Source organism: Streptomyces sp. TG1A-8, from assembly GCF_030499535.1.
GTDB lineage: Bacteria > Actinomycetota > Actinomycetes > Streptomycetales > Streptomycetaceae > Streptomyces.
Window position 1 is genome coordinate 6,225,826 of the sequence record NZ_JASTLB010000001.1, and the last position, 23,955, is coordinate 6,249,780.

Genomic DNA, 23,955 nt, shown 5'->3' on the forward strand with positions numbered 1-23,955 from the left:
CGCGGCCGGACGCCCGGACACGGGCGCCGGGCACGTCGTGAGCGCCGGCGGGGTACCGCGCGCGAGCGCGGCGGGCGGTGGGAACGGCGCGCGAGCGGGCGCGGCAGGTTCCGCGGGCGGGGGCGGCCGGCCGCCGCGCCCGCTGCGCCGAGGACGCCGGAGGCGGCTCGGCGCAGGGCCGGTCCCGGACCGGCAGCGGACGGGCCGGGGCGCGGCCGGACGCCGGGAGCGGTGCCGCCGGGACGCGGCCGGACGCCCGGACACGGGCGCCGGGCACGTCGTGAGCGCCGGCGGGGTACCGCGCGCGAGCGCGGCGGGCGGTGGGAACGGCGCGCGAGCGGGCGCGGCAGGTTCCGCGGGCGGGGGGCGGCCGGCCGCCGCGCCCGCTGCGCCGAGGACGCCGGAGGCCCCCGTACCCGCTGCGGCCGGAACGCCGTCCGGTACCGCGCGGGCCGCGGGCGCGATGCCGTCCGGTGCCGTACGGGAGGGCGGCGGGAGGGGGCCGCAGGCCAGGGGGGCCGCCTGGGACGGCTCGGAGCCGGAGCCCTCTCCCGGCCGGAGCGGTGGGGAGGCGGACACCGTCGCCGCCGTCGTCCGGCAGTGGCGCGCCGTCCACCCCGGACTGGACACCGGCCCCATGGAGGTCATCGGCCGCATCAACCGCTGCGCCGCCCTCCTGCAGCAGGCCGAGGACGCCCCGCTGCGCCGGGCGGGCCTCAGCCGTCCGGAGTTCGACCTGCTCGGCGCCCTGCGCCGCACCGGCCACGAGCTGACCCCGGGGGAGCTGGCCCGTGAGACCTTCTCCTCCGGGGCGGCCGTCACCAAGCGGCTCAAGCAGCTCACGGAACGCGAACTGGTCGAGCGGCGCGGCGACACCCGGGACCGCCGCGTCGCCCACGTCCGCCTCACCGGCACCGGCCGCGACCTCGTGGACGGCGTCCTGCCCGAGCAGCTCGCCTACGAGACGGCCGTGCTGTCCGTCCTCGCGCCCGAGGGGCAGGGGGAACTCGCCGCGCTGCTGGCCGACCTGCTGGGCCGCTTGGAGGGCCGGATGGGCGCCCTGCGCGCGTAAGGGGCGTCAGTGCGCATCGGCGGCCCGGTGGGCACCCCCGGGCTCCTCGCCGCTTCCGCGGCACCGCGACGCGCGGTCCCCGGGCACCGGCGCGGGCTCCACCGGGACAGGACCGTCCGCCGCGGCCGTCGCCGCGCCCACGCCGTCCGCCGCGACGCACGACAGCCGGTGCGCGGGCGCCGCCCGGGGCCGTCCGCCGGCCCCGGGCGGGCGGCGTCAGGTACCCGGCCGGTACCGCAGCGGATGGTCCGGCGGGATCTCCACCAGGACGATCCGCGTGCCGTCCGGGTCGGTGATCCACATCTCGACCAGGCCCCACGGCTCCTTCACCGGCGGCCGTACGATCTCGACGCCCCGGGCGTCCAGTTCCGCGTGCGCGGCGGCCACGTCCTCGACCTGGAGCCACAGCCGCACCGCCGGTGAGGGCGGGACCGGGGACCGGCCCGAGACCTCCAGGAAACCGCCCCCGAGGAAGTAGACGGTCCCGCGCTCCGGCCCCGTGCCGAACTCGCGGTAGACGGCGAGGCCCAGCTGCTCGCCGTAGAAGACGCGAGAGCGTTCGGGGTCCGTGGGCCGGAGGAGTGTCCTGCTGCCGAGTACATGCACCATGCGTCCGGAGCCTAGCGGCACCGTTACGCTCGTCCCCGGTTCCAGCCGCGCACGAGATCGGAGACCGCCCCGTGGACACCAGCACCAGCGGACTGACCTTCAAGGACGCCACCGACGCCGACGTGGACGCCCTGGTCGCGCTGATCGAGTCGGCGTACCGGGGGAGGCCAGCCGGGCCGGGTGGACCACCGAGGCGGACATCCTCGAAGGACAGCGGACCGACCCGGAGGGCGTGCTCCAGGTCATCAAGTCGCCCGGCAGCCTGCTGCTGACCGCGGAGCGGGACGGCCGGATCGTCGCCTGCTGCCAGCTCGAACACCGCGGCGACCACGCCTACTTCGGCATGTTCGCGGTCAGTCCCGCCCTGCAGGGCGCGGGCCTCGGCAAGGCGGTCATGACGGAGGCGGAACGCCGGGCCCGTGCGGTCTGGGGCGTCACCGAGATGCACATGACCGTGATCTCGGTGCGCGAGGAGCTGATCGCCTGGTACGAGCGCCGCGGCTACCGCCGTACGGGAAGGACGACGCCGTTCCCGTACGGCGACGAGCGCTTCGGCATCCCGCGCCGCGCCGACCTCCGGTTCGAACTGCTGGTCAAGCCGCTGGTGTGACGTCCACCGGGGAGGGCGCGCCGGCTCACGCGGTGAAGCGGCCGGTGCGCTTGATGTCCGGGTAGTCGGTCGTCGCGCCGTCCAGCTGCAGCGCGCGCACGAGCCGCAGCTCGTCCTGGGAGTTGACCACCCAGCCGATGATCCGCAGCTCGGCCGCGCGCGCGTGCTCGACGACCTCCAGGGTCAGCCGGCGGATGTTGAGGCAGAGGGCCGAGGCCCCCGCCTCCATCGCGCGCTCCACCACGTCGGTGCCGTAGCGGCTCGCGATCAGCGCCGTGCGGGCGCCGGGCACCAGCCGGGCGATCTCGGCGATCGCCTCGTCGTGGAACGAGGACACCTCCACCCGGGAGGCCAGGTCCCGCCGGCACATGACCTCGGCCAGCGCCCGGGCCGCGGCCACGTCCTTGATCTCGGCCTGCAGCGGTGTCCGCACCGCGTCCAGGACCTCCTCGAAGACCGGCACGCGCTCCCCGCGTCCGGCGTCCAGGGCACGCAGCTCCGCGAGCGTCTTCTCGCCGATCGGGCCGGTGCCGTCGGTCGTGCGGTCCACCTCGGCGTCGTGCATCACGACGAGGGCGCCGTCCTTGCTCAGGTGCAGATCGAGTTCGATCAGGTCCAGGCCGGCCTGCTGCGCGGCGACGAAGGAGCGCAGGGTGTTCTCGGGCTCGACGCCCATGACCCCGCGGTGACCGATGGTAAGGAAGTTCAAGGTTCAACCCGCTTCCGTCGAACGGCGGCTAAGCGTGCGGACCTGACGACGGGTCACGCCGTCCACCCGGCACGCCCGCAGCCTAGTGGCCGGGTCCCGCGATGGGCCCGCACTCGCGCGGCGGACGGGTGCGCGGCGCGGGTGCCACTCCTGGCGCACGCGCCCCACTCACAGTCGAAGTGAGCGTCATCACGGTTTGCCGCAGGAAAAATGTTGGTGACCATGGGGCTGGGCAGGAGAACTTACCGGATCACCTCTTGCTGGGATCACTCGGGATGCATACGGTGTCCCTACGCGAGGTTCTCCCGTGGAGGGTGAAAAATGACGGAAATTCTTGTGCAGACGGGTGTGAAGGGACAAGTTCCTTCGGGGAGCAGGGTGGTGGAGCACCCGGCGTGGCCCCTGCTCAAGGATGCCGTGGAGCGGATCCGGCCATGGCAGAGCACGGACGGGTCGGTCGACTTCACGGCCGAGGGCGCTCCCGCCCGCGCCGACGTCGAGGCGGCCGTCCGCCGGGTGGCCGAGGCGGTCGAGCGGCTCTCCCCGCTGCTCCCGCACGACGCCGCCTACCACGAGGCACTGGTCGGGGATCTGCGCCGCTGGGCCGAGGGCGGCTTCGGGGTGCCGGACTTCCTCGACTCCCTGCTGGCCTTCCAGCCCGCCGCGAACCGCGCGGACGGCCTGCAGCACCTGGTCGTCTTCCCGATGTACACGCAGAACGGCAACCCGGACCGCAACCTGGAGGCGGTCGTGCTGCGCATGGTCTGGCCCGACTGGCTGGCCGAGCTGGAGCGCACCCGCTACGACAACCCGCTGTTCTGCGGCATCAAGTTCGAGGACTTCACGGCCGGCTACGACACCAACTCCGCCGTCCTCTTCCCGGAGACCATCGCCGTACGCCAGGCGCCGGAACGGTTCTCCTGGGGCGGCATCTTCTGCGACCGCGAGGCCGCGCGCTTCCGCCGGGTCACCGAGGCCGCCGTCGGCATCCTGGGCCTGGAGCTTCCCGAGGACATCGCCGCGATGGTCCACGACCAGAAGCGCTGCGAGGAGGCCTTCGTGCTGTGGGACATGGTCCACGACCGCACCCACAGCCACGGCGACCTGCCGTTCGACCCGTTCATGATCAAGCAGCGCCAGCCGTTCTGGATGTACGGCCTGGAGGAGCTGCGCTGTGACCTCACCGCCTTCAAGGAGGCCGTGAAGCTGCAGGCCGACGGCGTGCCGCAGGCCCGTGACGTGCAGTACGCGGTGCTCTTCGACCGGATGTTCCGCTTCCCGGTCACCGGCGACCGCGTCCGCAACTACGACGGCCTCGGCGGCCAGCTGCTCTTCGCCTACCTGCACCGGCACGACGTCGTCCGCTGGACCGACAACAAGCTCTCCATCGACTGGGAGCGCGCCCCGCAGGTCACCAACCAGCTGTGCGCCGAGATCGAGAAGCTGTACAAGGACGGCATCAACCGCCCGAAGATCGTGCACTGGTTCGCCGGGTACGAGCTCGTGTCCACCTACCTCGCGCCGCACCCCGGTTCCAAGTGGGCCAAGGGCCCCGACGCCCTCGACCTGACCCAGCCGCCGCGCAGGCTCGTGGACGACGTGCTTCCGGACGAGTTCCCGCTGAGCATGTTCTACGAGGCCCTGTCCAAGAAACTGAAGAACGTGATCGCCTCGACCCGGGGCATCACACCGGGCGACGCCGAGCGGATCGCCGCGTGAGCGACCGCGTCCACACCACTGCTTCGGAGGGGAAGAACATGGGCAACGGCTCTCTCGGCGGCGCGGTGATCGCGGTGGCCGGGGCGGGTGGACCCGCCGGACGCGCGACGCTGGTCCGGCTCGCCGAAGCGGGCGCGACCGTCGTCGGCGCGGACAACGACCCCGCGCGCCTGGCGGAGGCCGTGGACGCGGCCCGCCACGCGGGCGGCGGCGCCACGGTGACCGGCGAGACGGTCGACCTGCTGGACCTGGAGTCGACCCGGGCCTGGGCCGACCGCATCGAGAAGGAGTACGGCCGCGTCGACGGCCTCGTCCACCTCGTGGGCGGCTGGCGCGGCGGCGCGGACTTCGCCGGGACCGACCTCGCCGACTGGGACCTGCTGGAGAAGCTGCTCGTGCGCACCGTCCAGCACACCTCCCTCGCCTTCCACGACGGCCTCCGGCGCAGCGACCGCGGCCGGTACGTACTGGTCAGCGCCGCCGGCGCCACGAAGCCCACCGCGGGCAACGCCGCGTACTCCGCCGCCAAGGCCGCCGCCGAGGCCTGGACGCTGGCCATGGCCGACGGTTTCCGCAAGGCGGGGGGCGGGGCGGGCCCGCGGGCGGCTGCTGCCATCCTGGTGGTCAAGGCGCTGGTGCACGACGCGATGCGCGCCGAACGCCCCAACGCGAAGTTCGCGGGCTTCACGGACGTCAAGGACCTGGCCGAGGCCGTCGAGGGCGTCTGGAGCAAGTCCGCCGCCGAAGTGAACGGAAACCGTCTGTGGCTGACCGAGAAGCCGTGAACCCCCCCAGGACCGACGCGCGTCGCCATCACGACCCGGAGGTCCGCGGTTTCGCCAGTGACAACTACGCCGGGGCGCACCCGGAAGTGCTGGCCGCCCTGGCCCTGGCCAACGGCGGCCACCAGGTGGCCTACGGCGAGGACGACTACACCGGGCACCTCCAGGGCATCGTCCGCAGCCACTTCGGCGCCACCGCGGAGGCCTTCCCCGTCTTCAACGGCACCGGCGCGAACGTCGTCGCGCTCCAGGCGGTCACCGACCGCTGGGGTGCGGTGATCTGCGCCGAGAGCGCGCACATCAACGTCGACGAGGGCGGGGCGCCCGAGCGCGTGGGCGGCCTCAAGCTGCTCACCGTGCCCACGCCCGACGGCAAGCTCACCCCCGAGCTGATCGACCGTCAGGCGTACGGCTGGGAGGACGAGCACCGTGCCATGCCGCAGGTGGTGTCGATCACCCAGAGCACGGAGCTGGGCACGCTGTACACGCCCGGCGAGATCCGCGCGATCTGCGAGCACGCCCACGCGCACGGCATGAAGGTGCACCTGGACGGTTCGCGGATGGCCAACGCGGCCGCCTCCCTGGACGTGCCCATGCGGACGTTCACCAACGCGGTCGGCGTCGACGTCCTCTCGCTCGGCGGGACGAAGAACGGCGCCCTGTTCGGCGAGGCCGTCGTGGTCATCAACCAGGACGCCGTCCGCCGCATGAAGCACCTGCGCAAGCTGTCCATGCAGCTCGCCTCCAAGATGCGCTTCGTGTCCGTGCAGCTGGAGGCGCTGTTCGCCAAGGACCTGTGGCTGCGCAACGCCCGCCACGCCAATGGGATGGCCCAGCGGCTGGCCGAGGGCGTGCGCGCGGTGCACGGGGTGGAGATCCTCCATCCCGTGCAGGCCAACGGGGTCTTCGCCCGGCTCCCGCACGACGTGGCCGAACGCCTGCAGAAGCGGTTCCGCTTCTACTTCTGGGACGAGCCCGCCGGGATCGTGCGCTGGATGTGCTCCTTCGACACCACCGAGGAGGACGTCGACGCCTTCCTGGCGGCCCTCAAGGAGGAGATGGCCCGTTAGTCGCCAAACGTGCATGAACGTGCGGCCACTTGAAAAGTCATCGACCTTCGGGTGGTCGTGTTCCCATGCTCTGCGGCCATGGAGCCGATCCGGCAGACCGACGGTCCCTCCGCCGGCCTGGCCGCCGATGAGGTCATCGACCTGCACCGTCCCGTCGGGCGTCGGCGCCCGGTTCTCCCTCGAGGGCGAGCGGCCGGCGTGGACCCCCGACCCCGCGTCCCGGGAAGAGGACCACCCGCTCCTGCACGCCGCACCGCGCCCGGCCGTCCTCGCCGCTCCGCGCGCCGCCCGGGACCGGCCGCACCTGTGGCGGACGCTTCCCGGCACCCCCGTGAAGCCCCCGGGGCGAGGGGGACGGCGCTCACGCCCGCCGTGTCCGACGGGCGGGGGAGCGGGTGCGGTGCCGGTGCGTCAGTGCACCTCGGCCGCTCGCAACTGCTCCGTGGTCGGGGCCGTGCCGCCCAGGTGGGCGGGCAGCCACCAGGAGTCCTCCGCGGCCCTGGGGCGTGCGGGATAGGCGCGCTGGGCGGCGTCCAACAGGTCCTGGACGCGCTCGCGCAGACGGCGGGTGATGGCGCCCGCGTACTGGTCGCGCGGCGCCTCGACCGCCTCGCCGACCCGGATGGTGATCGGGGTGTGGCTGCGCCGGAAGTTGCGCGGCTGTCCCTTCGTCCACAGCCGCTGCGTGCCCCACACCGCCATCGGGACCAGCGGGACGCCCGCCTCCTGGGCGAGGCGGGCCGCGCCCGACTTGAAGCTCTTCAGCGTGAAGGACTGCGAGATGGTCGCCTCCGGGAAGACCCCGATGACCTCACCGGAGCGCAGGGAGTCCAACGCGTGCGCGTAGGCGGCCTCGCCCTGGCCGCGGTCCACGGGGATGTGCTTCATGCCGCGCATCAGCGGTCCGGACACCTTGTGCCGGAAGACGGACTCCTTCGCCATGAAGCGCACCAGGCGCTTCTGCGGCAGGGCCGCCAGACCGCTGAAGATGAAGTCCAGGTAGCTGATGTGATTGCTCACCAGTACGGCGCCGCCCGAGCGCGGGATGTTCTCCGACCCCTTGCAGTCGATCCTGAGGTCCCAGACCTTGAACAGTGTCTTGGCGAAACCGATGACGGGACGGTAGACCAGTTCTGCCATGGGCGGGGTGGACCCTTTCTGCTCTGCTCGGGAAAGGGAGGAGCTCCCGGCGGGAAAGTTACGGAGCCGTAGGTTTACGGCGTCTCGCAGATCGTGCCCGAAGAACGGACGGGGGGCCAGTCCTGGTGCCCCGCGTCGGCGAGATCCTCGTCACGTCGACGTATACCCCGTGCCCGTTCCTTGAGTCCCCCGGTCCGGTGCGCACCGCGACCCTCCCCGGCGCCCGCACCGCCCCGCCTTCCGGGGCGGTGTCCGGACTCCGCGGCGGGGAAGGGGCCCGTGCCGAGGGGCGTGGGTCAAGCCCGCCGCAAGGGAAACTCCGCCGGGAAACGGGAATCTTCGCAGTCTCGTGAACGCTTGTGCAGGAGATGACCGGACCGGTGGTACACGTTCCGTCGCCCGTCGCGGCGGGCGTCGACGGAGTGCTGCGCGAGCAGCGGAGCGGGAGGGCGCGGGTGCGCGGGCAGGACGACGGCAAGCGGCTCGGGGCGGCCGACCTGGGGGGCGAACTGGGCCGGCGGGCCACCCTCGTACAGTTCTCCACCGCCTTCTGCGCGCCCTGCCGGGCCACCCGGCGCGTGCTCGGCGAGGTCGCCGCACTGGTCCCGGGCGTGGCGCACGTCGAGATCGACGCCGAGACCCGTCTGGACCTCGTGCGTGAGCTGGGGATCCGCAGGACGCCCACCGTGCTGGTCCTCGACGCCGGCGGCCGGGTGGTGCGGCGCGCCGCCGGGCAGCCGCGCAAGGCCGATGTCGTAGCGGCCCTGGGGGAGGCCGTGTGAGCGCGGCGCGCGGCCCCGCTGATCCAGGAGCGGGCTTGACCGCGCGTGCCCCCTGTCGTCAGCCTGGCCCGGTGCCGATGCGACTCCTTCTCGCCGTGCGGGCGCACGCCGGCCCCGCCCGCACCGCGAGTGCGCGCTGCCCGGGCCGTCGAGCAGCCACCGACCAGCTCGTCAACCCCGGCAGAAGGACCCCGTCATGACGGCCACCCCCGACCTCCGCACCTTCCGGCTCGCCTCCCCCGACCTGCTGCGCGCCACCTTCCGCCGGCACGCCGCCGGTGTCGCGGTGATCACCGCGCGCGGGGCCTCGGGCCCGGTGGGCTTCACCGCCACCTCCCTCACCTCCGTGTCCGCCGAGCCCCCGCTGATCTCCTTCGGCATCGCCACGGGCGCCTCCAGCTGGCCCGCCGTCGCCGAGACCGAGCACGTGGGCGTCCACATACTCGGCGAGCACCAGAGCGAGCTGGCCGCCACCTTCGCCCGCAGCGGCGCCGACCGGTTCGGGGCGCCCACCGCGTGGCGGGAGGGCCCCGAGGGCGTGCCCGTGCTCGACGGCGTGCTGGCCTGGCTGCTCTGCCGGGTCGTCGGCCGCGTCCCGGCCGGTGACCACCGGATCGTGCTCGCCGAGGTGGTCCTCGGCGACCCCACGGGCGCCGGCCGCCCCCTGCTCTACCACCAGGGCCGTTTCAACGGCCTGCGGGACTGACCGCCACCGGATCGTGCCCCGCCACCTGCGAAGCCGTCGGATTCCGGTTACGCTGCGTTGCGAAGGTCACAGTTCAAAGCGCTTGCTCAGCGGGCACGAACTGGGTGTACTGGCGAGTAATATTTCGGTCGGAGCGCGCGGACGCCCCGACCGGGATCGGCCGCTGCAGGCGCCTATGCTGCCTGCTAGAGGCAGCCCGGAAATGACGATGCAGTAGGAGAGCCGGCGTGAGCTTGAGGATCGTTGTCACTGTGAAGTACGTGCCCGACGCCACTGGCGACCGGCACTTCGCCGATGACCTGACCGTCGACCGCGACGACGTGGACGGTCTGCTCTCCGAACTGGACGAGTACGCGGTCGAGCAGGCGCTGCAGATCGCGGAGGACGCGGACGACGCCGAGGTCACCGTTCTGACGGTCGGCCCCGAGGACGCCAAGGACGCCCTGCGCAAGGCCCTGTCCATGGGCGCCGACAAGGCGATCCACGTCGAGGACGACGACCTGCACGGCACCGACGCCATCGGCACCTCCCTGGTGCTGGCCAAGGCCATCGAGAAGGCCGGGTTCGACCTGGTCGTCTCCGGCATGGCCTCCACCGACGGCACCATGGGCGTCGTCCCGGCGCTGGTCGCCGAGCGGCTGGGCGTCCCGCAGGTCACCCTGCTGTCCGAGGTCTCCGTCGAGGGCGGCACGGTCAAGGGCCGCCGCGACGGCGACGCCGCCTCCGAGCAGCTTCAGGCGCAGCTCCCGGCCCTCGTGTCCGTCACCGACCAGTCGGGCGAGGCGCGCTACCCGTCCTTCAAGGGCATCATGGCGGCCAAGAAGAAGCCGGTTCAGTCCTGGGACCTGTCCGACCTGGACATCGAGGCCGAGGAAGTCGGTCTCGAGGGTGCGTTCACCAAGGTCGAGACCGTGCACGAGCGTCCGGCCCGCACGGCCGGCACCATCGTCAAGGACGAGGGCGAGGGCGGCAAGCAGCTCGCTGAGTTCCTCGCGGGCCAGAAGTTCATCTGAGGGCCCGCCCCCGCTGACCGCCCCTCAACTTCGTTTCGCAGGAGAGCAATCCCATGGCTGAAGTCCTCGTCTACGTCGACCACGTGGACGGTGCCGTCCGCAAGCCCACCCTGGAGCTGCTGACCCTCGCCCGCCGCATCGGCGAGCCCGTCGCCGTCGCCCTGGGCAACGGCGCCGCCGACACCGCCGCCACCCTGGCCGAGCACGGCGCGGTGAAGGTCCTCACCCACGACGCGTCCGAGTACGCCGAGTACCTGGTCGTGCCGAAGGTGGACGCCCTGCAGGCCGCCCACGAGGCCGTCTCCCCGGCCGCCGTACTGGTCCCGTCCTCCGCCGAGGGCAAGGAGATCGCCGCCCGCCTGGCGCTGCGCATCGGCTCCGGCATCATCACCGACGCCGTCGACCTGGAGGCCGGCGACGAGGGCCCGGTGGCCACCCAGTCGGTGTTCGCCGCGTCCTTCACCACCAAGTCCCGTGTCGTCAGGGGCACCCCGGTCATCACGGTCAAGCCGAACTCGGCCGCCGTCGAGGCCGCTCCGGCCGCCGGTGCGGTCGAGGCCCTGTCGGTGTCCTTCTCGGAGAAGGCGACCGGCACCAAGGTCACCGGCCGCACGCCGCGCGAGTCCACGGGCCGTCCGGAGCTGACCGAGGCCGCGATCGTGGTCTCCGGTGGCCGCGGCGTGAACGGCGCGGAGAACTTCTCGGTCATCGAGGCCCTCGCCGACTCGCTCGGCGCGGCCGTCGGCGCCTCGCGCGCCGCGGTGGACGCGGGCTGGTACCCGCACACCAACCAGGTCGGCCAGACCGGCAAGTCCGTCTCGCCGCAGCTGTACATCGCCAACGGCATCTCCGGCGCGATCCAGCACCGCGCCGGCATGCAGACCTCGAAGACCATCGTGGCCGTCAACAAGGACGCCGAGGCCCCGATCTTCGACCTGGTCGACTACGGCGTCGTCGGCGACCTCTTCGACGTCGTCCCGCAGCTCACCGAGGAGATCAAGGCCCGCAAGGGCTGAACCCCGCGGCGCCGCCCGGCGCACGAGGCCCCCGTGACCGCGCCGGTCACGGGGGCCTCGGCGCATCCCGGTGGGGCCCGGGGCGCCGGGCCGCGTTCCCCGGGTGTTGACCAGCGGGAAGCGCCCCGGATAACTTCATTCTACGGATTGTTGATTCCGTGCAGTGGAAAAACGGAGGGCGCGGGATGGAGCAGGGCCGCCGGGAACAGGTGACGACGAGCCTCGCCGGTGCCGTCGGCGAGGAGATCGGTGCCCGTCTCGCGCCGATCGACGCGGAACTGCGCCGCCGCTACCCCGGCGACCCCGGCACCCGCCAGCCCGTCCACACCGTGTACGTCCCCGGCGACGCCCTCAGCGCCGGCACCGTCCGCTCCTGGGGTGACCGCGCCCTCGCCGCCCTCGACGAACACGCCCCGGACGCCGCCTCGTTCGCGGCCGTCCTCGGCCTCGCCGACGGCCTCGCCGAGCCGGTGCACTCCCGGGTCCGGGCCAAGCTGGAGCGCGAGCCGGTGGAAGACCTGCGTGTCGACTTCGAGGACGGCTACGGCATCCGCCCCGATGCCGAGGAGGACGAGGCGGCCGCCCGCGCCGCCCGCCTGATCGCCGAGGCGTACGCCAACGGCACGGCGGCCCCGTACATGGGCATCCGCACGAAGTGCATGGAGGCCGCGGTGCGCGACCGGGGCATCCGCACCCTCGACGTCTTCCTCACCGGACTGATGCGGGCGGGTGGCCTGCCCGAGGGCCTGGCGCTGACCCTGCCGAAGGTGACCTACGCCGAACAGGTCGGCGCCTTCGCGCGCCTGCTGGAGGCCTTCGAGGAGACCCACGGGCTGGAGTCCGGCCGGATCGGCTTCGAGATCCAGATCGAGACCAGCCAGTCCATCCTGGCCGCCGACGGCACCGCGACCGTCGCCCGCATGATCCAGGCCGCCGAGGGCCGTGCCACCGGCCTGCACTACGGCACCTTCGACTACAGCGCCTGCCTCGGCGTCTCCGCCGCCCACCAGGCCGCCGACCACCCGGCCGCCGACCACGCCAAGGCGGTCATGCAGGTCGCCGCCGCCGGTACCGGCGTACGCGTCTCGGACGGCTCCACCAACGTGCTGCCCGTCGGCCCGGCCGAGCGGGTCCACGCCGCCTGGCGCCTGCACTACGGCCTCACCCGCCGGGCCCTGGCCCGCGCCTACTACCAGGGCTGGGACATGCACCCCGGCCACCTGCCCACCCGCTACGCGGCCGTCTTCGCCTTCTACCGCGAGGGCTTCGAACAGGCGGCGACCCGGCTCGCCCGCTACGCGAACCGCGCCGGCGGCGACGTGATGGACGAGCCCGCCACCGCCAAGGCCCTCGGCGGCCACCTGCTGCGCGGCCTGGACTGCGGTGCCCTCGACGACGCCGAGGTCGCCCGCCTCACCGGCCTGACCCGCACCGGCCTGGAGGGCTTCGCGGCACCCCGGCGCAGGGGCCCGGCGGCTTCCGCGCGGTAGCGGACGCGGGCGTGTCCGCACCGGCCGCCCCGGTGCCCTCCGCTCAGGCGGCGGGCGGCAGCTCGCCGGAGCCGCGGGTGATCAGCCGGGTGGGCAGCTCCATCCGCTCCGGTGCCGCGAGGCCGCCGTCCAGCCGGCGGAAGAGCCGCTCGGCGGCGGTCCGGCCCAGGGCCGCCGAGTCCTGGGCGACCACCGTGACGCCCGGCCGGAGCAGGTCGGCCAGCTCGAAGTCGTCGAAGCCGACGAGGGCGACCCGGCGGGAGTGCTCGGCGAGGACCCGGATCACGGTGACCGTCACCCGGTTGTTGCCCGTGAACACCGCGGTGACCGGCGCGGGCCCCGACAGCATCTCCTCGGCGGCCAGGCGCACCCGCACCGGATCCGTCGCCCCGAGGGACATCCACCCCTTCTCCACCGCTATCCCCGCGTCCTCCATCGCGGCCCGGTAGCCGCGCAGGCGCTCGGCGGCGGTGTGGATGCGGGGCATGTCGCCGATGAACCCGATCCGGCGGTGGCCGTGCGCGATGAGGTGGGCGACCCCGTCGCGGGCGCCGCCGAAGTTGTCGGACAGCACGACGTCGGCGTCGATTCCCCCGGCGGGGCGGTCCACGAACACCGTCGCCACGCCCGCCTTGATCTCCGGCTCCAGGTAACGGTGGTCGTCCCCGGCGGGGATCACCACCAGACCGTCCACGCGCCGCGCGCACAGCGCCAGCGCCAGTTCCTGTTCCCGCTCAGGGTCCTCCGCGCTGGAGCCGTTGATCAGCAGTGCGCCGTGCGCCCGGGCCACCTCCTCCACCGCGCGGCTCAGCGGGCCGTAGAAGGGGTCCGCGAGGTCCTCCAGCACCAGGCCGATGCTGGCGGTGCGGCCCTTGCGCAGCACGCGCGCGCTGTCGTTGCGACGGAAGCCGAGCGCCTCGATCGCCTCCTGGACGCGGCGCTCGGTGTCCGGCGTGACCCCCGGCTCGCCATTGACCACCCGGGACACCGTCTTCAGGCCCACCCCGGCGCGCGCGGCGACGTCCTTCATGGTGGGACGGTTGCCGTAACGGGTCGCGGGGTTTCCGGCCGGCCGGCGGGTCGTCTCGGGCACGATGCGCTGTCCTGTCCTAGTCGTTCGCGGCGTCGCGCTGCCGCGTCGGTGCGTTCTCCACCGGGGGTGCATCGGTCGGTGGGCTTGTATGAGGATGTGGCGTCGAGCATAGAGCCTGGACAACGTTGTCAGATGCGAGAGAGACTGTCGTCCGCCCTGCGCGGCCCGCGTTCCCGCCGCTCGACCGGCTCGCGGCGTGCACTCGTTCCACTCGTTTCTCATGGTTCAACGGGGAGATCTGACTCTGATGCACACCGACCTCGTGGTGGCCCTCGACATCGGCGGTACCAAGATCGCCGGCGCACTCGTGGACGGCTGCGGACGGATCCGGGCGCGCGCGCAGCGCGCCACGCCCGCCCGGCAGGACGGCGAAACGGTCATGCGGGCCGTCGAGGAGGTGCTCGGCGACCTCGCCGGGTCACCCCTGTGGGGACGCGCCGGCTCGATCGGGATCGGCAGCGCGGGTCCGGTGGACGCCACGGCGGGCACCGTGAGTCCGGTGAACGTGCCGGGCTGGCGGAACTTCCCGCTGGTCGAGCGGGTGCGCGCGGCCACCGGGGGGCTGCCGGTCGAGCTGATCGGCGACGGGGTGGCCATCACCGCGGCCGAGCACTGGCAGGGCGCCGCCCGCGGCCACGACAACGCGCTGTGCATGGTGGTCTCGACGGGCGTCGGCGGCGGGCTGGTCCTGGACGGCCGGCTGCACCCCGGCCCGACCGGCAACGCCGGCCACATCGGGCACATCAGCGTCGACCTCGACGGCGACCCGTGCCCGTGCGGTGCGCGCGGCTGCGTCGAGCGCATCGCCAGCGGCCCCAACATCGCCCGCCGGGCCCTGGAGCGGGGCTGGCGGCCGGGCCCTGACGGGGACGGCTCCGCCGCCGCGGTGGCCGCCGCCGCCCGCCGGGGCGACCCGGTGGCCGCGGCCTCCTTCGAGCGGGCCGCCCAGGCCCTCGCCGCGGGCATCGCGGCCACCGCGACCCTGGTGGAGATCGACATCGCGGTGGTCGGCGGGGGCGTCGCCAAGGCCGGCGACGTGTTGTTCACGCCCCTGCGCGAGGCCCTCACCGACTACGCGACCCTCTCCTTCGTCCAGCGGCTGACGGTCGTGCCCGCGCAGATGGGCACGGACGCGGGCCTGGTCGGCGCCGCCGCGGCCGCGCTGGTCCGCGGACCGGACGCGACCGCGGCGGGCGTCTGAGGGCCCGGCGGTGGGCGTCCGGCGCGCCCGGAGCCGTCGCCGCGGCCGGGCCGGCTCAGCAGTGCAGCCGGGCGTCCGCCCAGTCCGCGTGGTCCGAGCCGACGCCGTCCCCGCCGTCGGTCACCACCAGGCGGACCACCTGGGCGCCGCCGACGTCCGCGGTGAGCGGCTGGGCGGGCATCGCGTTGGTCAGCACACCGGTCGAGGCGACCTTCGTGCCGTCCGCCCGGACCTCGAAGGCGACGGTGCCCCGCGTCCCCTCCTCCTCCTCCTCGTCGACGCCGACGTCCGCGGCGACCTTCCCGCACGCCCTGCCGGTGCAGAAGGCGATCTCGCTCCGCGTGGGGACGCCGGGCCCCTCGGCGTGGCCCACGCCGCCCAGGGTGATCGGCCCGCCGTCGCCGGCCGCGCTCTCCCGGTTGCCGGCGTCCCGCTCGACCGGGCCCCGGCCGCTGTCCGCCGACAACCAGGGCAGACCGCTGAGGTACGACGTCCCGGAGGGCGGCGGCACCACCACGGACACCGTCAGCGGCGGGGAACCGCCGACCCGCTCCCCGGCGGGCGAGCGGTAGCCGGTCCCGACGGAGAGCGGGTAGGAGCCGGGCGGTGTGCCCGCCGGGGCGGTCACCCTCCGGCCGGTGCGCTGAGTCCCTTGGCGCGGGCGTGGTCGGCGACGGCCCCGATCCCGTCCGGGAAGCGGGCCGGGTCGGGCACCAGCCTGGCGCTCGCGTCCCGGTCCGGCAGGGCCCGGCAGTCGTCGAGGTCGACGTAGCGGTACCCGGCGTCCTTGAGGCCCTCGTCCACGAACAGGTCGGCGATCCCCTTCACCGTGGCCTCGTTGAAGTCGGCCCGGCAGGACGTGGGGTTCCAGTTGTTGAAACCCGTCGGCGGGGTGAGGGCGAGACCGTCGGCCAGGGCGGGGGCGGCGGGGCCCGCCGCGCACAGCAGCCCCACGGTGAACGCTCCGGCCACTCTCCGGCGGATGGTGCGGGGCCGCCCGCCCGGTGCATTCGGTCCAGCGGGAACGCGCCGGGTGCACCGGAGGACGTGATCGCCGTGATCCGCGTGACCTCCGCGGGGTTCCGCAGTTGACCACGGCATGAAGAAGCGCAGCATGCTCGCCATCGCCAGCCTCGCCACCGGATTCGTCGTGGCCGCCGTCACCCCGTCGCACGCCGCGGACGGCGGGCCGCTCGGCCACCTCGACGCCCCCAGCGCCCCCGACGACGCCGGCCACCCGGTCGGCGAGGACGGCCCGGCCGTGGACGACGGCGCCCCCGACCGGGGCTAGCCGCGGACCGGTGCCGGTCCCCCCGCCGCGGGGGGACCGGCACCGTCGTGCGGGCGCCCCCTCAACTGGACGTGGTTTCCGTGGCAGGGTGGAGCGGGCAAGCCCCAGGGGGCCGACACAAGAGGGGGAACCGTGACCGTCGTCTGGATCAACGGCGCGTTCGGTGCGGGCAAGTCCACCACCGCACGGGAACTGATCGAACTGATCCCGAACAGTTCGCTCTTCGACCCCGAGGTCATCGGCGCCGGGCTCGCGCACCTGCTGCCGCCCAAGCGCCTCGCCGAGGTCGGCGACTTCCAGGACCTGCCGATCTGGCGACGACTGGTGATCGACACGGCGGCCGCGATGCTCGCCGAACTGGGCGGGACCCTCGTGGTCCCCATGACCCTGCTGCGCCAGGAGTACCGCGACGAGATCTTCGGCGGCCTCGCCGCCCGCCGGATTCCGGTGCGGCACGTTCTCCTCGCTCCGGCTGAAACGATACGGCGTGCGCGGGCGGCCGGGCGGCAGGTCCCACCGGACCCGCTCGACGGGGAGATACGGCAGCGGCGGTGGGCGTACGACCGCATCGAGCCCTACCGGAGCGCCCTCGCCTCCTGGCTCACCACCGACGCCCACCTGGTCGACACCAGCGCGCTCACCCCGTACGAGACCGCCGTCCGCATCGCCGAGGCCGTCAGCAGCGGCGTCGTGGCGCCCTGTGACATCGTGCAGAGCGCCGAGCCCACCGCGGAGACCCTCGCCGCCGGGGTGCTCCTCTTCGACGAGCACGACCGGGTGCTGCTCGTGGACCCCACCTACAAGCCCGGCTGGGAGTTCCCCGGAGGAGTGGTCGAGCGCGGCGAGGCGCCCGCCCGCGCCGGCATCCGCGAGGTCGCCGAGGAGACCGGCATACGCCTCGCGACCGTGCCCCGGCTGCTCGTCGTGGACTGGGAGCGGCCGGCGCCCCCCGGCTACGGCGGACTGCGCCTGCTCTTCGACGGCGGGCGGCTGGCTCCGGCCGAGGCGTCCCGGGTGCTGTTGCCGGGGCCGGAACTGCGCGCCTGGCGCTTCGCCACCGAGCGTGAGGCCGCCGACATGCTGCCCCCGGTCCGCTACGAGCGGCTGCGCTGGGCGCTGCGGGCCCGTGAGCGCGGCGCCGCGTTCTACCTGGAGGCCGGTGTCCCGGTCGCCGGAGAGGCCGCCTGACCCCGCGCGGCGCCCAAGGGCTCGGAACGCGGCCGCGCGCCCGTCCGTGCCGCCGTGCCGCGGACGGGGCCGCCCGGCGGGGGAGCGCGGGAGGTGCGGGCGGAGGATCGGTTGGACGGCCTCCACGCGCTGCCCGCGGGCAGAAGCCGTCAGCCCGCCGCGTAAGCGCGCAGGAACAGCGCCTCGGCGACCGACAGCCGCTCCAGCTCCTGCGGGGACACGCTCTCGTCGACCGCGTGGATCCGCGCCTCCGGCTCGCTGAGGCCGATCAGCAGGATCTCCGCCCGCGGGTACAGCCCGGCGAGGGTATTGCACAGCGGGATCGAGCCGCCCTGGCCGGCGTACTGCATGGTCTCGCCCGGGTAGGCCTCGGCCATCGCCTCGGCCATCGCCTGGTAGGCCGGGCTGGTGGGATCGGCGCGGAAGGCCTGGCCCTGGCCGACCTGCTCGGTGCTCACCCGGGCGCCCCACGGGGTGTGCGCCTCGATGTGGGCCTGGAGCAGCTTCGTCGCCTCGGCCGCGTCCACGCCCGGCGGCACCCGCAGGCTGATCAGCGCGCGGGCACTGGACTGCACCGACGGGGTGGCGCCCACGACCGGCGGGCAGTCGATGCCGAGGACGGTGACCGCCGGGCGGGCCCAGATGCGGTCGGCGACCGAGCCGTCACCGATCAGGCCGACCCCGTCCAGCACCTTGGCGTCCGAGCGGAACTGCTCCTCGGCGTACTGCAGTCCGTCCCACCGCGCCGTGGCGTCGAGCCCGTCGACCGCGGTCGAGCCGTCCTCGGCGCGCAGCGAGTCCAGGACCCGGATCAGCGCGGCCAGCGCGTCCGGGGCGGCACCGCCGAACTGGCCCGAGTGCAGGTTGCCCGCGAGGGTGTCGATCCGGACGCGGACCAGCGTCATGCCACGCAGGGTGGTGGTGACCGTCGGCAGGCCGACGCGGAAGTTGCCCGCGTCGCCGATGACGACGGTGTCCGCCGCCAGCAGCTCCGGGTGCTGCTCGGCGTAGCGCTCCAGGCCGCCCGTGCCCTGCTCCTCCGAGCCCTCGACGATCACCTTCACGTGCACCGGGACGCCCCCGTCGGCCTTCAGGGCGCGCAGCGCGAGCAGGTGCATGATCAGGCCGCCCTTGCAGTCGGCGGTCCCGCGGCCGTACCAGCGGCCGTTCCGCTCGGTCAGCTCGAAGGGGGGAGAGGTCCAGCCGGCCTCGTCGAGCGGAGGCTGCACGTCGTAGTGCGCGTAGAGGAGGACGGTCTTCGCGCCCTCCGGGCCCGGCAGGCGGCCGTACACCGACTGGGTGCCGTCCGGGGTGTCCAGCAGCGCCACGTCCACGAAGCCCTCGGCGCGCAGCGCGTCGGCGATCCAGCGGGCGGCGCCCTCGCTCTCGCTCCTGGGGAACTGGCCGAAGTCCGCCACCGACCGGAAGGCGACCAGCTCGGCCAGCTCCGCCTTGGCCCGGGGCAGCAGCGAGGCGACGGTCTCGGCGACCGGATTCGACGACATGGGCACACTCCTCGTGGGTGCGACGTCCAACTGGTGGGTACACCGATCCTCCCACAGTGGCCTGCGACGACGACCGCCGTAGGATGCGGGGGATAAGTGCGGCAGCGGCTTGATCGGAGCAGTAGACCATCGTGAGCGGCGAGAACTCTTCGGCGGACGACGTGCAGCGAGTGTGGGACGTCGTCGTGGTGGGCGCGGGACCCGCGGGGGCCTCGGCCGCCTACGCGGCGGCGGTCGCGGGACGGCGCGTCCTGTTGCTGGAGAAAGCCGAGCTGCCCCGCTACAAGACGTGCGGCGGCGGCATCATCGGTCCCTCCCGCGACGCGCTGCCGCCCGGCTTCGAACTGCCGTTCCGGGACCGGGTGCACGCGGTCACCTTCTCCCACAACGGGCGCTTCGCGCGCACGCGCCGCTCCAGGCAGATGCTGTTCGGACTGATCAACCGCCCCGAGTTCGACCAGCAACTGGTCGAGCACGCCCAGAAGGCGGGCGCCGAGCTGCGCACGGGCGTCACGGTGCAGCGGGTCGAGCAGCACGGCTCGGCGGTGCCGGACCGGCGCACGGTCGCGGTCGTCCTCCAGGGCGGCGAGACCGTGCTGGCCCGCGCGGTGGTCGGGGCCGACGGCAGCGCGAGCCGCATAGGAGCCCACGTCGGCGTGAAGCTGGACCAGGTGGACCTCGGTCTGGAGGCGGAGATCCCGGTGCCGGAGACGGTCGCCGAGGACTGGCAGGGCCGGGTCCTCATCGACTGGGGCCCGATGCCGGGCAGTTACGGCTGGGTGTTCCCGAAGGGCGACACGCTGACCGTCGGCGTCATCTCCGCGCGGGGCGAGGGTGCGGCCACCAAGCGTTACCTGGAGGACTTCATCGCCCGCCTCGGGCTGGCCGGCTTCGAACCGAGTGTCTCCTCCGGACACTTGACCCGCTGCCGGGCCGACGACTCGCCGCTTTCGCGCGGCCGGGTGCTGGTCTGCGGTGACGCGGCGGGGTTGCTGGAGCCGTGGACCCGCGAGGGCATCTCCTTCGCGCTGCGCTCGGGCCGGCTGGCGGGCGAGTGGGCGGTGCGGATCGCCGAGGCGCACGACGCCGTGGACGCCCGGCGCCAGGCCTTGAACTACGCGTTCGCCATCAAGGCGGGACTCGGCGTGGAGATGAGCGTCGGCAAGCGCATGCTGGCTGCGTTCGAACGCCGTCCCGGCATCTTCCACGCGGCCCTCACCGGTTTCCGGCCCGCCTGGCGGGCGTTCAGGGACATCACCCGGGGCTCGACCTCGCTCGGTGAACTCGTCAGGTCCCACCCGATCGCCCAGCGCGCCCTGAACGCGCTGGACCGGGGGCAGCCGGCCGCCGCCCCGGCAAAGGACCCCGTCGGTCCGTGACGGCGGCGCGGTACTCCGTCCCGGGCCGGGCGCACGACCGCGGACCTCGCGCCCGACGCGTCCCGAGTGGTGGCGGCCGTGCGGGTGGCGGCCGTGCGGGTGGCGGCGGGCGGGTGGCGGCCCGGACCCGGCTGTTCGGGCCGGCGGGGTGCGGACCGCGCGGGCGGGCGGCGGGGGACCGGGGGATCAAGGCGCGGGCCTGGCGGCAGATCGCCACGGCGGGAGCCTCGGGGCTCTCCCCCAACGCGATCGCCGAGGAACTGGGCATGAGCGGCCCGGCGCTGTACCGGTACTTCGACGGCCGGGACGGCCTGACCACCGAACTGGTCCGGGACGCCTACCGCGGCCTCGCGGACACCTTCCGCGCCGCGGCCGACGCGGGCCCGGGCCTGTCCGGCCTCGCCCACGCGATGCGCCGCTGGGCGCTGGAGGACCCCCAGCGCTACTTCCTCGTCCACGGCACCCCCGTCCCCCGGGGTGCGCAGGTGCCACCCCGGGTCACCGTCCCCTCACGGGTACCTGTGGAATGCACCCGCATCTGATGTCCGCGCAACGACGGTGCCGCTCTGCTACGGTGCCGCCATGGCGGCGGACAGGGCCGAGCGGGCGCTCGTGGAGCGGTGGCGGGACATGCTGGCCACGCACGCCCGGACCCAGTGCGAGCTGGACCGGGTCCTGAGCGGACACGGCCTGTGCGCGAGCGACTTCGAAGTCCTCGACGTGCTCGCCGAGGGCGTCGCGCCGGACGGCGGCTGCGCCTACCGGGTGCAGGAGGTCTCCGAACGGGTCCACCTCAGCCAGAGTGCGCTGTCCCGGCTGATCGGGCGTTTGGAGAAGGACGGACTCGTCGAGCGGGCCATGTGCCCGGAGGACCGGCGCGGTGTGCGGGTGGTGCTCACGGCGAAGGGCCGCGCGGTGCACGGCGAGGTGCTGCCCGTGCACCGCGCGGTGCTGGCGCGCATGCTGAGCGGCTGACGGCGCGTCACACCCGACGGCGGCGCGTCAGACGCCCGAGCGCTCCCGCCACAGCGCCGCCACCCCGGGGTCGCCGGTCACCTGCGGTACCGGTCCCCCGTTCCACAGCGCCAGGTACAACGGTCTGGCGGGCCCGGACAGTTCGGTGTCGGCCTCTCCCGGCGCGTCCCGGGAGGCCACCGGCGACTCGGCCGACAGCCGTACGGTCCACACCGCGTCCCCTCCCGCGTCCACCGCGCGCACCCGCAGCGTGCGCGGCCGCTCCGTGCGGACCCGGCTTCTGGGGCGGGCGTGGAAGCCGCGCAGCAACTCGTCGACGCCGTCCGCCGAGAGGTCGGCGGCGACCGGGGACACCGCACCGCCGCGCGCCGCCTCGGCGTCGCGGCGGTGGACGGTCGTCTCGTGCGCCTGCCGCCGCGTCCAGAACGCCAGCGGCGAGGGGTACGGTGCCGGATGGAAGGTCCAGCACTCCGGCTCGGTCGGGGCCAGGGCGTCGACCAGTTCCCGGTGGCTCTTCCGGTACCAGGACGCCAGTTCGGCGCCGTCCAGGTCCGGGTTGTCCGCGACGGGCCGCGGCGCGGTGTGCCCGCCGGTGACGAAACCGGTGGCCCACTCGTGGACCGCGCCCGTGTGCCGCAGCAGGTCGCGGACCCGCCACTTCGGGCAGTCCGGCACCTCGGCGTCGGGCCCCGCCGCCTCGGCCGCCGCGGCGAGCAACCGGCCCTCCCGGTCCAGCGTCTGAAGGTGCTCGGCAGTCTCCATGCGGATGAGTGCGCCGGACGAGGTCCGTGCCGGGACACTTGTTCTCCGGCTCGCGGCCTCCGTCCGGGAGCGGGCGGCCCCGGGAACGCGGGCCGGTGACCGGACGGCGGGGTTGCGGGTCCCCGGGTGGGTGCGCGGGACCGTTCGAGGTGACACTGCCGGTGCCGTCTGCTGGAGGACCTCCATGACCGATCCCGCGCCCGCGTCGCTGCCCGCCCCGCCCTACTACGCCGTGGTGTTCACCGCCGTGCGGACCGCCGGCGACAACGGCTACGGGGAGACGGACGAGCGGTTGCTGAAACTGGCTGCCGACCAGCCGGGATTCCTCGGTGTCGATTCCGCTCGCGGTGCGGACGGCCTGGGGATCACGGTGTCGTACTGGAGGGACGAGGACTCGACTGCCGCTTGGCGGGACCACGCGGAGCACGTCCTGGCCCGTGCGCACGGGCGCGAGCACTGGTATGCCTCGTTCCCGCTCCACGTGGCCAAGGTCGAGCGCGCCTACGGGTTTGCCCGCCCGGCGGATCTGTAGGTGCCGCCGCCCGGGCGCCCCGGCCGGACGGGACGGCCCCGCGGCTCAGCCCCCCATCACGCGCCGCGTCGCCACCCCGACGAGCGCGGCCACCGCGGCCAGCGCGGCGACGCTGGTCAGGGCCGTGGGCAGGGAGAACCAGTCGGCCATGAACCCGATCGCGGGCGGCCCGAGGAGCATGCCGCCGTACCCCAGGGTGGAGGCGACGGCGACGCCGGACGGTCCGCTCAGCGCGCCGGCCCGCTCCACGGCGATCGGGAAGAGGTTCGCCAGGCCGAGTCCCGTCACGGCGAAGCCGATCAGCGCCGCCCACACCGACGGCGCGAGGGAACCGAGGACCATGCCGGCCGCGGCGGTGGTACCGCCGGCGATCACCGTCCGGGCACGTCCCAGGCGCTCCAGCAGCGCGGTCCCGGTCAGCCGGCCGACGGTCATGGCGAGCGCGAAACAGGCGTACCCGGCCGCCGCCGCCCCCGCCGACGCGGCCAGGTCCTGGTGGAGGTGGAGGGCGCCCCAGTCGGCCATGGCACCCTCGCCGTAGGCGGTGCACAGGGCAACCAGCCCGAAGACCACGACGAGCCCGCGCGTACGGCCGTCCGTCCGCCGTGTGCCGTTCCCGTCCTCCGGCCCCCGCCGGCCGGGCGGGACCGGAGCCTCCTGCCGCAGCAGGGCGCGCCCGGCGACGAGGGTGACGAGCAGACCGGCCGTGGTGATGCCCAGCAGGTGCAGGGTGGGGGAGACGGCCCCGGCCACCAGTCCGCCGAGGCCCGCGCCGACCATGCCGCCCAGGCTGAAGGCCGCGTGGAAACTCGGCATGACCGGCCTGCGCAGTGCGGCCACCAGGTCGACCGCGGCGCTGTTGAAGGCCACGTTCGCCCCGCCGTACGCGGCCCCGAACAGCAGCAGTACGCCGCCGAGCGCGAGTGCCGAGTGCACGAGCGGGGGCAGGGCGACGCTGAGCGCGAGGACCGTCACGCAGGCGACGGTCACCGGGTGGCTGCCGTAGCGGCGGCACAGCCGGCCGGTCAGCGTCATGGTCAGCACGGCGCCCGCGGAGACCCCGAGCAGGGCGAGTCCGAGGCCACTGGCGGACGCGTGCGTCTGTTGCTTGATGTCGGGGATGCGGACGACCCAGCCGGCGAAGATGAAGCCGTCGAGGGCGAAGAAGGCGGTGATCGCCACGCGGAGCCGGGTGAGGCCGTTGCCCGGCACGACGTCGTGCGGACAGGTTTTGTATTTTATCGGCACAAAGTGAGGCTAAGGGGGCCCGGAGTCAGGGGCAAGACCGTCCGGCCCGTGGTTCCGCGGCCG

22 protein-coding genes and 4 pseudogenes are annotated in these 23,955 nt (G+C 74.1%); 18 read left to right on the forward strand and 8 right to left on the reverse strand.

All coding sequences use genetic code 11. The features are described from left to right. Positions 1-463 precede the first annotated feature (463 nt). Positions 464-1,072 (forward strand): MarR family winged helix-turn-helix transcriptional regulator, encoded by a 609-nt coding sequence (locus QQY24_RS27475; RefSeq protein ID WP_301975397.1) that lies wholly within the window; start codon positions 464-466, stop codon positions 1,070-1,072. A 216-nt stretch (positions 1,073-1,288) separates the two neighbouring features. Here QQY24_RS27475 and QQY24_RS27480 read toward each other — a convergent pair whose 3' ends face one another. After that, entirely contained in the window at positions 1,289-1,681 is a 393-nt protein-coding gene (locus tag QQY24_RS27480; RefSeq protein ID WP_301975398.1) for a VOC family protein, read from the reverse strand. 71 nt (positions 1,682-1,752) lie between these two features. On the opposite strand from QQY24_RS27480, the pseudogene QQY24_RS27485 reads away from it, so the two are divergent. Continuing rightward, positions 1,753-2,291 (forward strand): annotated as a pseudogene (locus QQY24_RS27485) (GNAT family N-acetyltransferase). 25 nt (positions 2,292-2,316) lie between these two features. Here the strand turns inward: QQY24_RS27485 and QQY24_RS27490 are convergent. Further along, positions 2,317-3,000, reverse strand: a complete 684-nt coding sequence (locus QQY24_RS27490) for a glycerophosphodiester phosphodiesterase family protein (protein ID WP_301975399.1) — start codon at positions 2,998-3,000, stop codon at positions 2,317-2,319. 321 nt (positions 3,001-3,321) lie between these two features. Here QQY24_RS27490 and QQY24_RS27495 point away from each other — a divergent pair, with 321 nt between their 5' ends. The 4 genes and pseudogenes from QQY24_RS27495 to QQY24_RS27510 form a co-directional block, all read left to right on the forward strand. Further along, positions 3,322-4,719 (forward strand): DUF6421 family protein, encoded by a 1,398-nt coding sequence (locus tag QQY24_RS27495; RefSeq protein ID WP_301975400.1) that lies wholly within the window; start codon positions 3,322-3,324, stop codon positions 4,717-4,719. Between the two features lie 38 nt (positions 4,720-4,757). Beyond that, positions 4,758-5,504 carry an SDR family oxidoreductase gene (locus QQY24_RS27500; RefSeq protein WP_301976369.1) on the forward strand — a complete coding sequence of 249 codons (747 nt, stop codon included), beginning with the start codon at positions 4,758-4,760 and terminating at the stop codon, positions 5,502-5,504. Further along, positions 5,501-6,571: a low specificity L-threonine aldolase gene (locus QQY24_RS27505; protein ID WP_301975401.1), complete on the forward strand. Its 1,071-nt coding sequence runs from the start codon at positions 5,501-5,503 to the stop codon at positions 6,569-6,571. Before QQY24_RS27500 ends, QQY24_RS27505 begins: the two co-directional genes overlap by 4 nt. Positions 6,572-6,728: 157 nt before the next feature. Then, a pseudogene (locus tag QQY24_RS27510) lies at positions 6,729-6,893 on the forward strand (transglutaminase); the annotation flags it as partial. Between the two features lie 89 nt (positions 6,894-6,982). Here QQY24_RS27510 and QQY24_RS27515 read toward each other — a convergent pair. Further along, the gene (locus QQY24_RS27515; protein WP_301975402.1) at positions 6,983-7,711 is read right to left on the reverse strand and encodes a lysophospholipid acyltransferase family protein; all 729 of its coding nucleotides are present in this window, start codon (positions 7,709-7,711) and stop codon (positions 6,983-6,985) included. 368 nt (positions 7,712-8,079) lie between these two features. Between QQY24_RS27515 and QQY24_RS27520 the strand changes: the two genes are divergently transcribed. The 5 genes from QQY24_RS27520 to QQY24_RS27540 all read left to right on the forward strand — a co-directional run bounded on the left by QQY24_RS27520 (position 8,080) and on the right by QQY24_RS27540 (position 12,718). Beyond that, the gene (locus QQY24_RS27520; RefSeq protein WP_301975403.1) at positions 8,080-8,493 is read left to right on the forward strand and encodes a thioredoxin family protein; all 414 of its coding nucleotides are present in this window, start codon (positions 8,080-8,082) and stop codon (positions 8,491-8,493) included. A 196-nt stretch (positions 8,494-8,689) separates the two neighbouring features. Then, a complete protein-coding gene (locus QQY24_RS27525) occupies positions 8,690-9,199 on the forward strand; it encodes a flavin reductase family protein (protein ID WP_301975404.1) in 510 nt (169 codons plus the stop codon). 227 nt (positions 9,200-9,426) lie between these two features. Beyond that, entirely contained in the window at positions 9,427-10,212 is a 786-nt protein-coding gene (locus QQY24_RS27530; RefSeq protein WP_301975405.1) for an electron transfer flavoprotein subunit beta/FixA family protein, read from the forward strand. Between the two features lie 53 nt (positions 10,213-10,265). Next, a complete protein-coding gene (locus tag QQY24_RS27535; RefSeq protein ID WP_301975406.1) occupies positions 10,266-11,228 on the forward strand; it encodes an electron transfer flavoprotein subunit alpha/FixB family protein in 963 nt (320 codons plus the stop codon). Positions 11,229-11,413: 185 nt separating this feature from the next. After that, positions 11,414-12,718, forward strand: coding sequence for an aldolase/citrate lyase family protein (locus QQY24_RS27540; protein WP_301975407.1), 1,305 nt, complete (start codon positions 11,414-11,416; stop codon positions 12,716-12,718). A 43-nt stretch (positions 12,719-12,761) separates the two neighbouring features. Here the strand turns inward: QQY24_RS27540 and QQY24_RS27545 are convergent, their stop codons facing one another. Then, the gene (locus QQY24_RS27545) at positions 12,762-13,883 is read right to left on the reverse strand and encodes a LacI family DNA-binding transcriptional regulator (RefSeq protein WP_301975408.1); all 1,122 of its coding nucleotides are present in this window, start codon (positions 13,881-13,883) and stop codon (positions 12,762-12,764) included. Between the two features lie 175 nt (positions 13,884-14,058). On the opposite strand from QQY24_RS27545, the gene QQY24_RS27550 reads away from it, so the two are divergent. Continuing rightward, positions 14,059-15,012: an ROK family protein gene (locus tag QQY24_RS27550; protein ID WP_301975409.1), complete on the forward strand. Its 954-nt coding sequence runs from the start codon at positions 14,059-14,061 to the stop codon at positions 15,010-15,012. 55 nt (positions 15,013-15,067) lie between these two features. On the opposite strand, the pseudogene QQY24_RS27555 reads toward QQY24_RS27550, so the two are convergent. After that, positions 15,068-15,984 (reverse strand): annotated as a pseudogene (locus QQY24_RS27555) (NPCBM/NEW2 domain-containing protein). 127 nt (positions 15,985-16,111) lie between these two features. Here QQY24_RS27555 and QQY24_RS27560 point away from each other — a divergent pair. Together QQY24_RS27560 and QQY24_RS27565 are read left to right on the forward strand one after the other, a co-directional pair. Continuing rightward, the gene (locus tag QQY24_RS27560; RefSeq protein ID WP_301975410.1) at positions 16,112-16,303 is read left to right on the forward strand and encodes a hypothetical protein; all 192 of its coding nucleotides are present in this window, start codon (positions 16,112-16,114) and stop codon (positions 16,301-16,303) included. Between the two features lie 132 nt (positions 16,304-16,435). Beyond that, positions 16,436-17,491: an NUDIX hydrolase gene (locus QQY24_RS27565; protein ID WP_301975411.1), complete on the forward strand. Its 1,056-nt coding sequence runs from the start codon at positions 16,436-16,438 to the stop codon at positions 17,489-17,491. Positions 17,492-17,640: 149 nt separating this feature from the next. Here QQY24_RS27565 and QQY24_RS27570 read toward each other — a convergent pair whose 3' ends face one another. Further along, positions 17,641-18,996, reverse strand: coding sequence for a dipeptidase (locus QQY24_RS27570; protein WP_301975412.1), 1,356 nt, complete (start codon positions 18,994-18,996; stop codon positions 17,641-17,643). 131 nt (positions 18,997-19,127) lie between these two features. On the opposite strand from QQY24_RS27570, the gene QQY24_RS27575 reads away from it, so the two are divergent. The 3 genes and pseudogenes from QQY24_RS27575 (at position 19,128) to QQY24_RS27585 (ending at position 21,350) form a co-directional block, all read left to right on the forward strand. Beyond that, positions 19,128-20,375 carry a geranylgeranyl reductase family protein gene (locus QQY24_RS27575; protein WP_301975413.1) on the forward strand — a complete coding sequence of 416 codons (1,248 nt, stop codon included), beginning with the start codon at positions 19,128-19,130 and terminating at the stop codon, positions 20,373-20,375. 185 nt (positions 20,376-20,560) lie between these two features. Then, a pseudogene (locus QQY24_RS27580) lies at positions 20,561-20,848 on the forward strand (TetR/AcrR family transcriptional regulator); the annotation flags it as partial. Positions 20,849-20,957: 109 nt separating this feature from the next. After that, positions 20,958-21,350 (forward strand): MarR family winged helix-turn-helix transcriptional regulator, encoded by a 393-nt coding sequence (locus QQY24_RS27585; RefSeq protein WP_301975414.1) that lies wholly within the window; start codon positions 20,958-20,960, stop codon positions 21,348-21,350. A 27-nt stretch (positions 21,351-21,377) separates the two neighbouring features. On the opposite strand, the gene QQY24_RS27590 is transcribed toward QQY24_RS27585, so the two are convergent. Beyond that, a complete protein-coding gene (locus tag QQY24_RS27590; protein ID WP_301975415.1) occupies positions 21,378-22,112 on the reverse strand; it encodes a maleylpyruvate isomerase family mycothiol-dependent enzyme in 735 nt (244 codons plus the stop codon). A gap of 184 nt (positions 22,113-22,296) precedes the next feature. Between QQY24_RS27590 and QQY24_RS27595 the strand changes: the two genes are divergently transcribed. Further along, entirely contained in the window at positions 22,297-22,644 is a 348-nt protein-coding gene (locus tag QQY24_RS27595; RefSeq protein ID WP_301975416.1) for an antibiotic biosynthesis monooxygenase, read from the forward strand. Between the two features lie 45 nt (positions 22,645-22,689). Here QQY24_RS27595 and QQY24_RS27600 read toward each other — a convergent pair whose 3' ends face one another. Next, the gene (locus tag QQY24_RS27600) at positions 22,690-23,856 is read right to left on the reverse strand and encodes an MFS transporter (RefSeq protein WP_301976370.1); all 1,167 of its coding nucleotides are present in this window, start codon (positions 23,854-23,856) and stop codon (positions 22,690-22,692) included. Between the last annotated feature and the right edge of the window lie 99 nt (positions 23,857-23,955).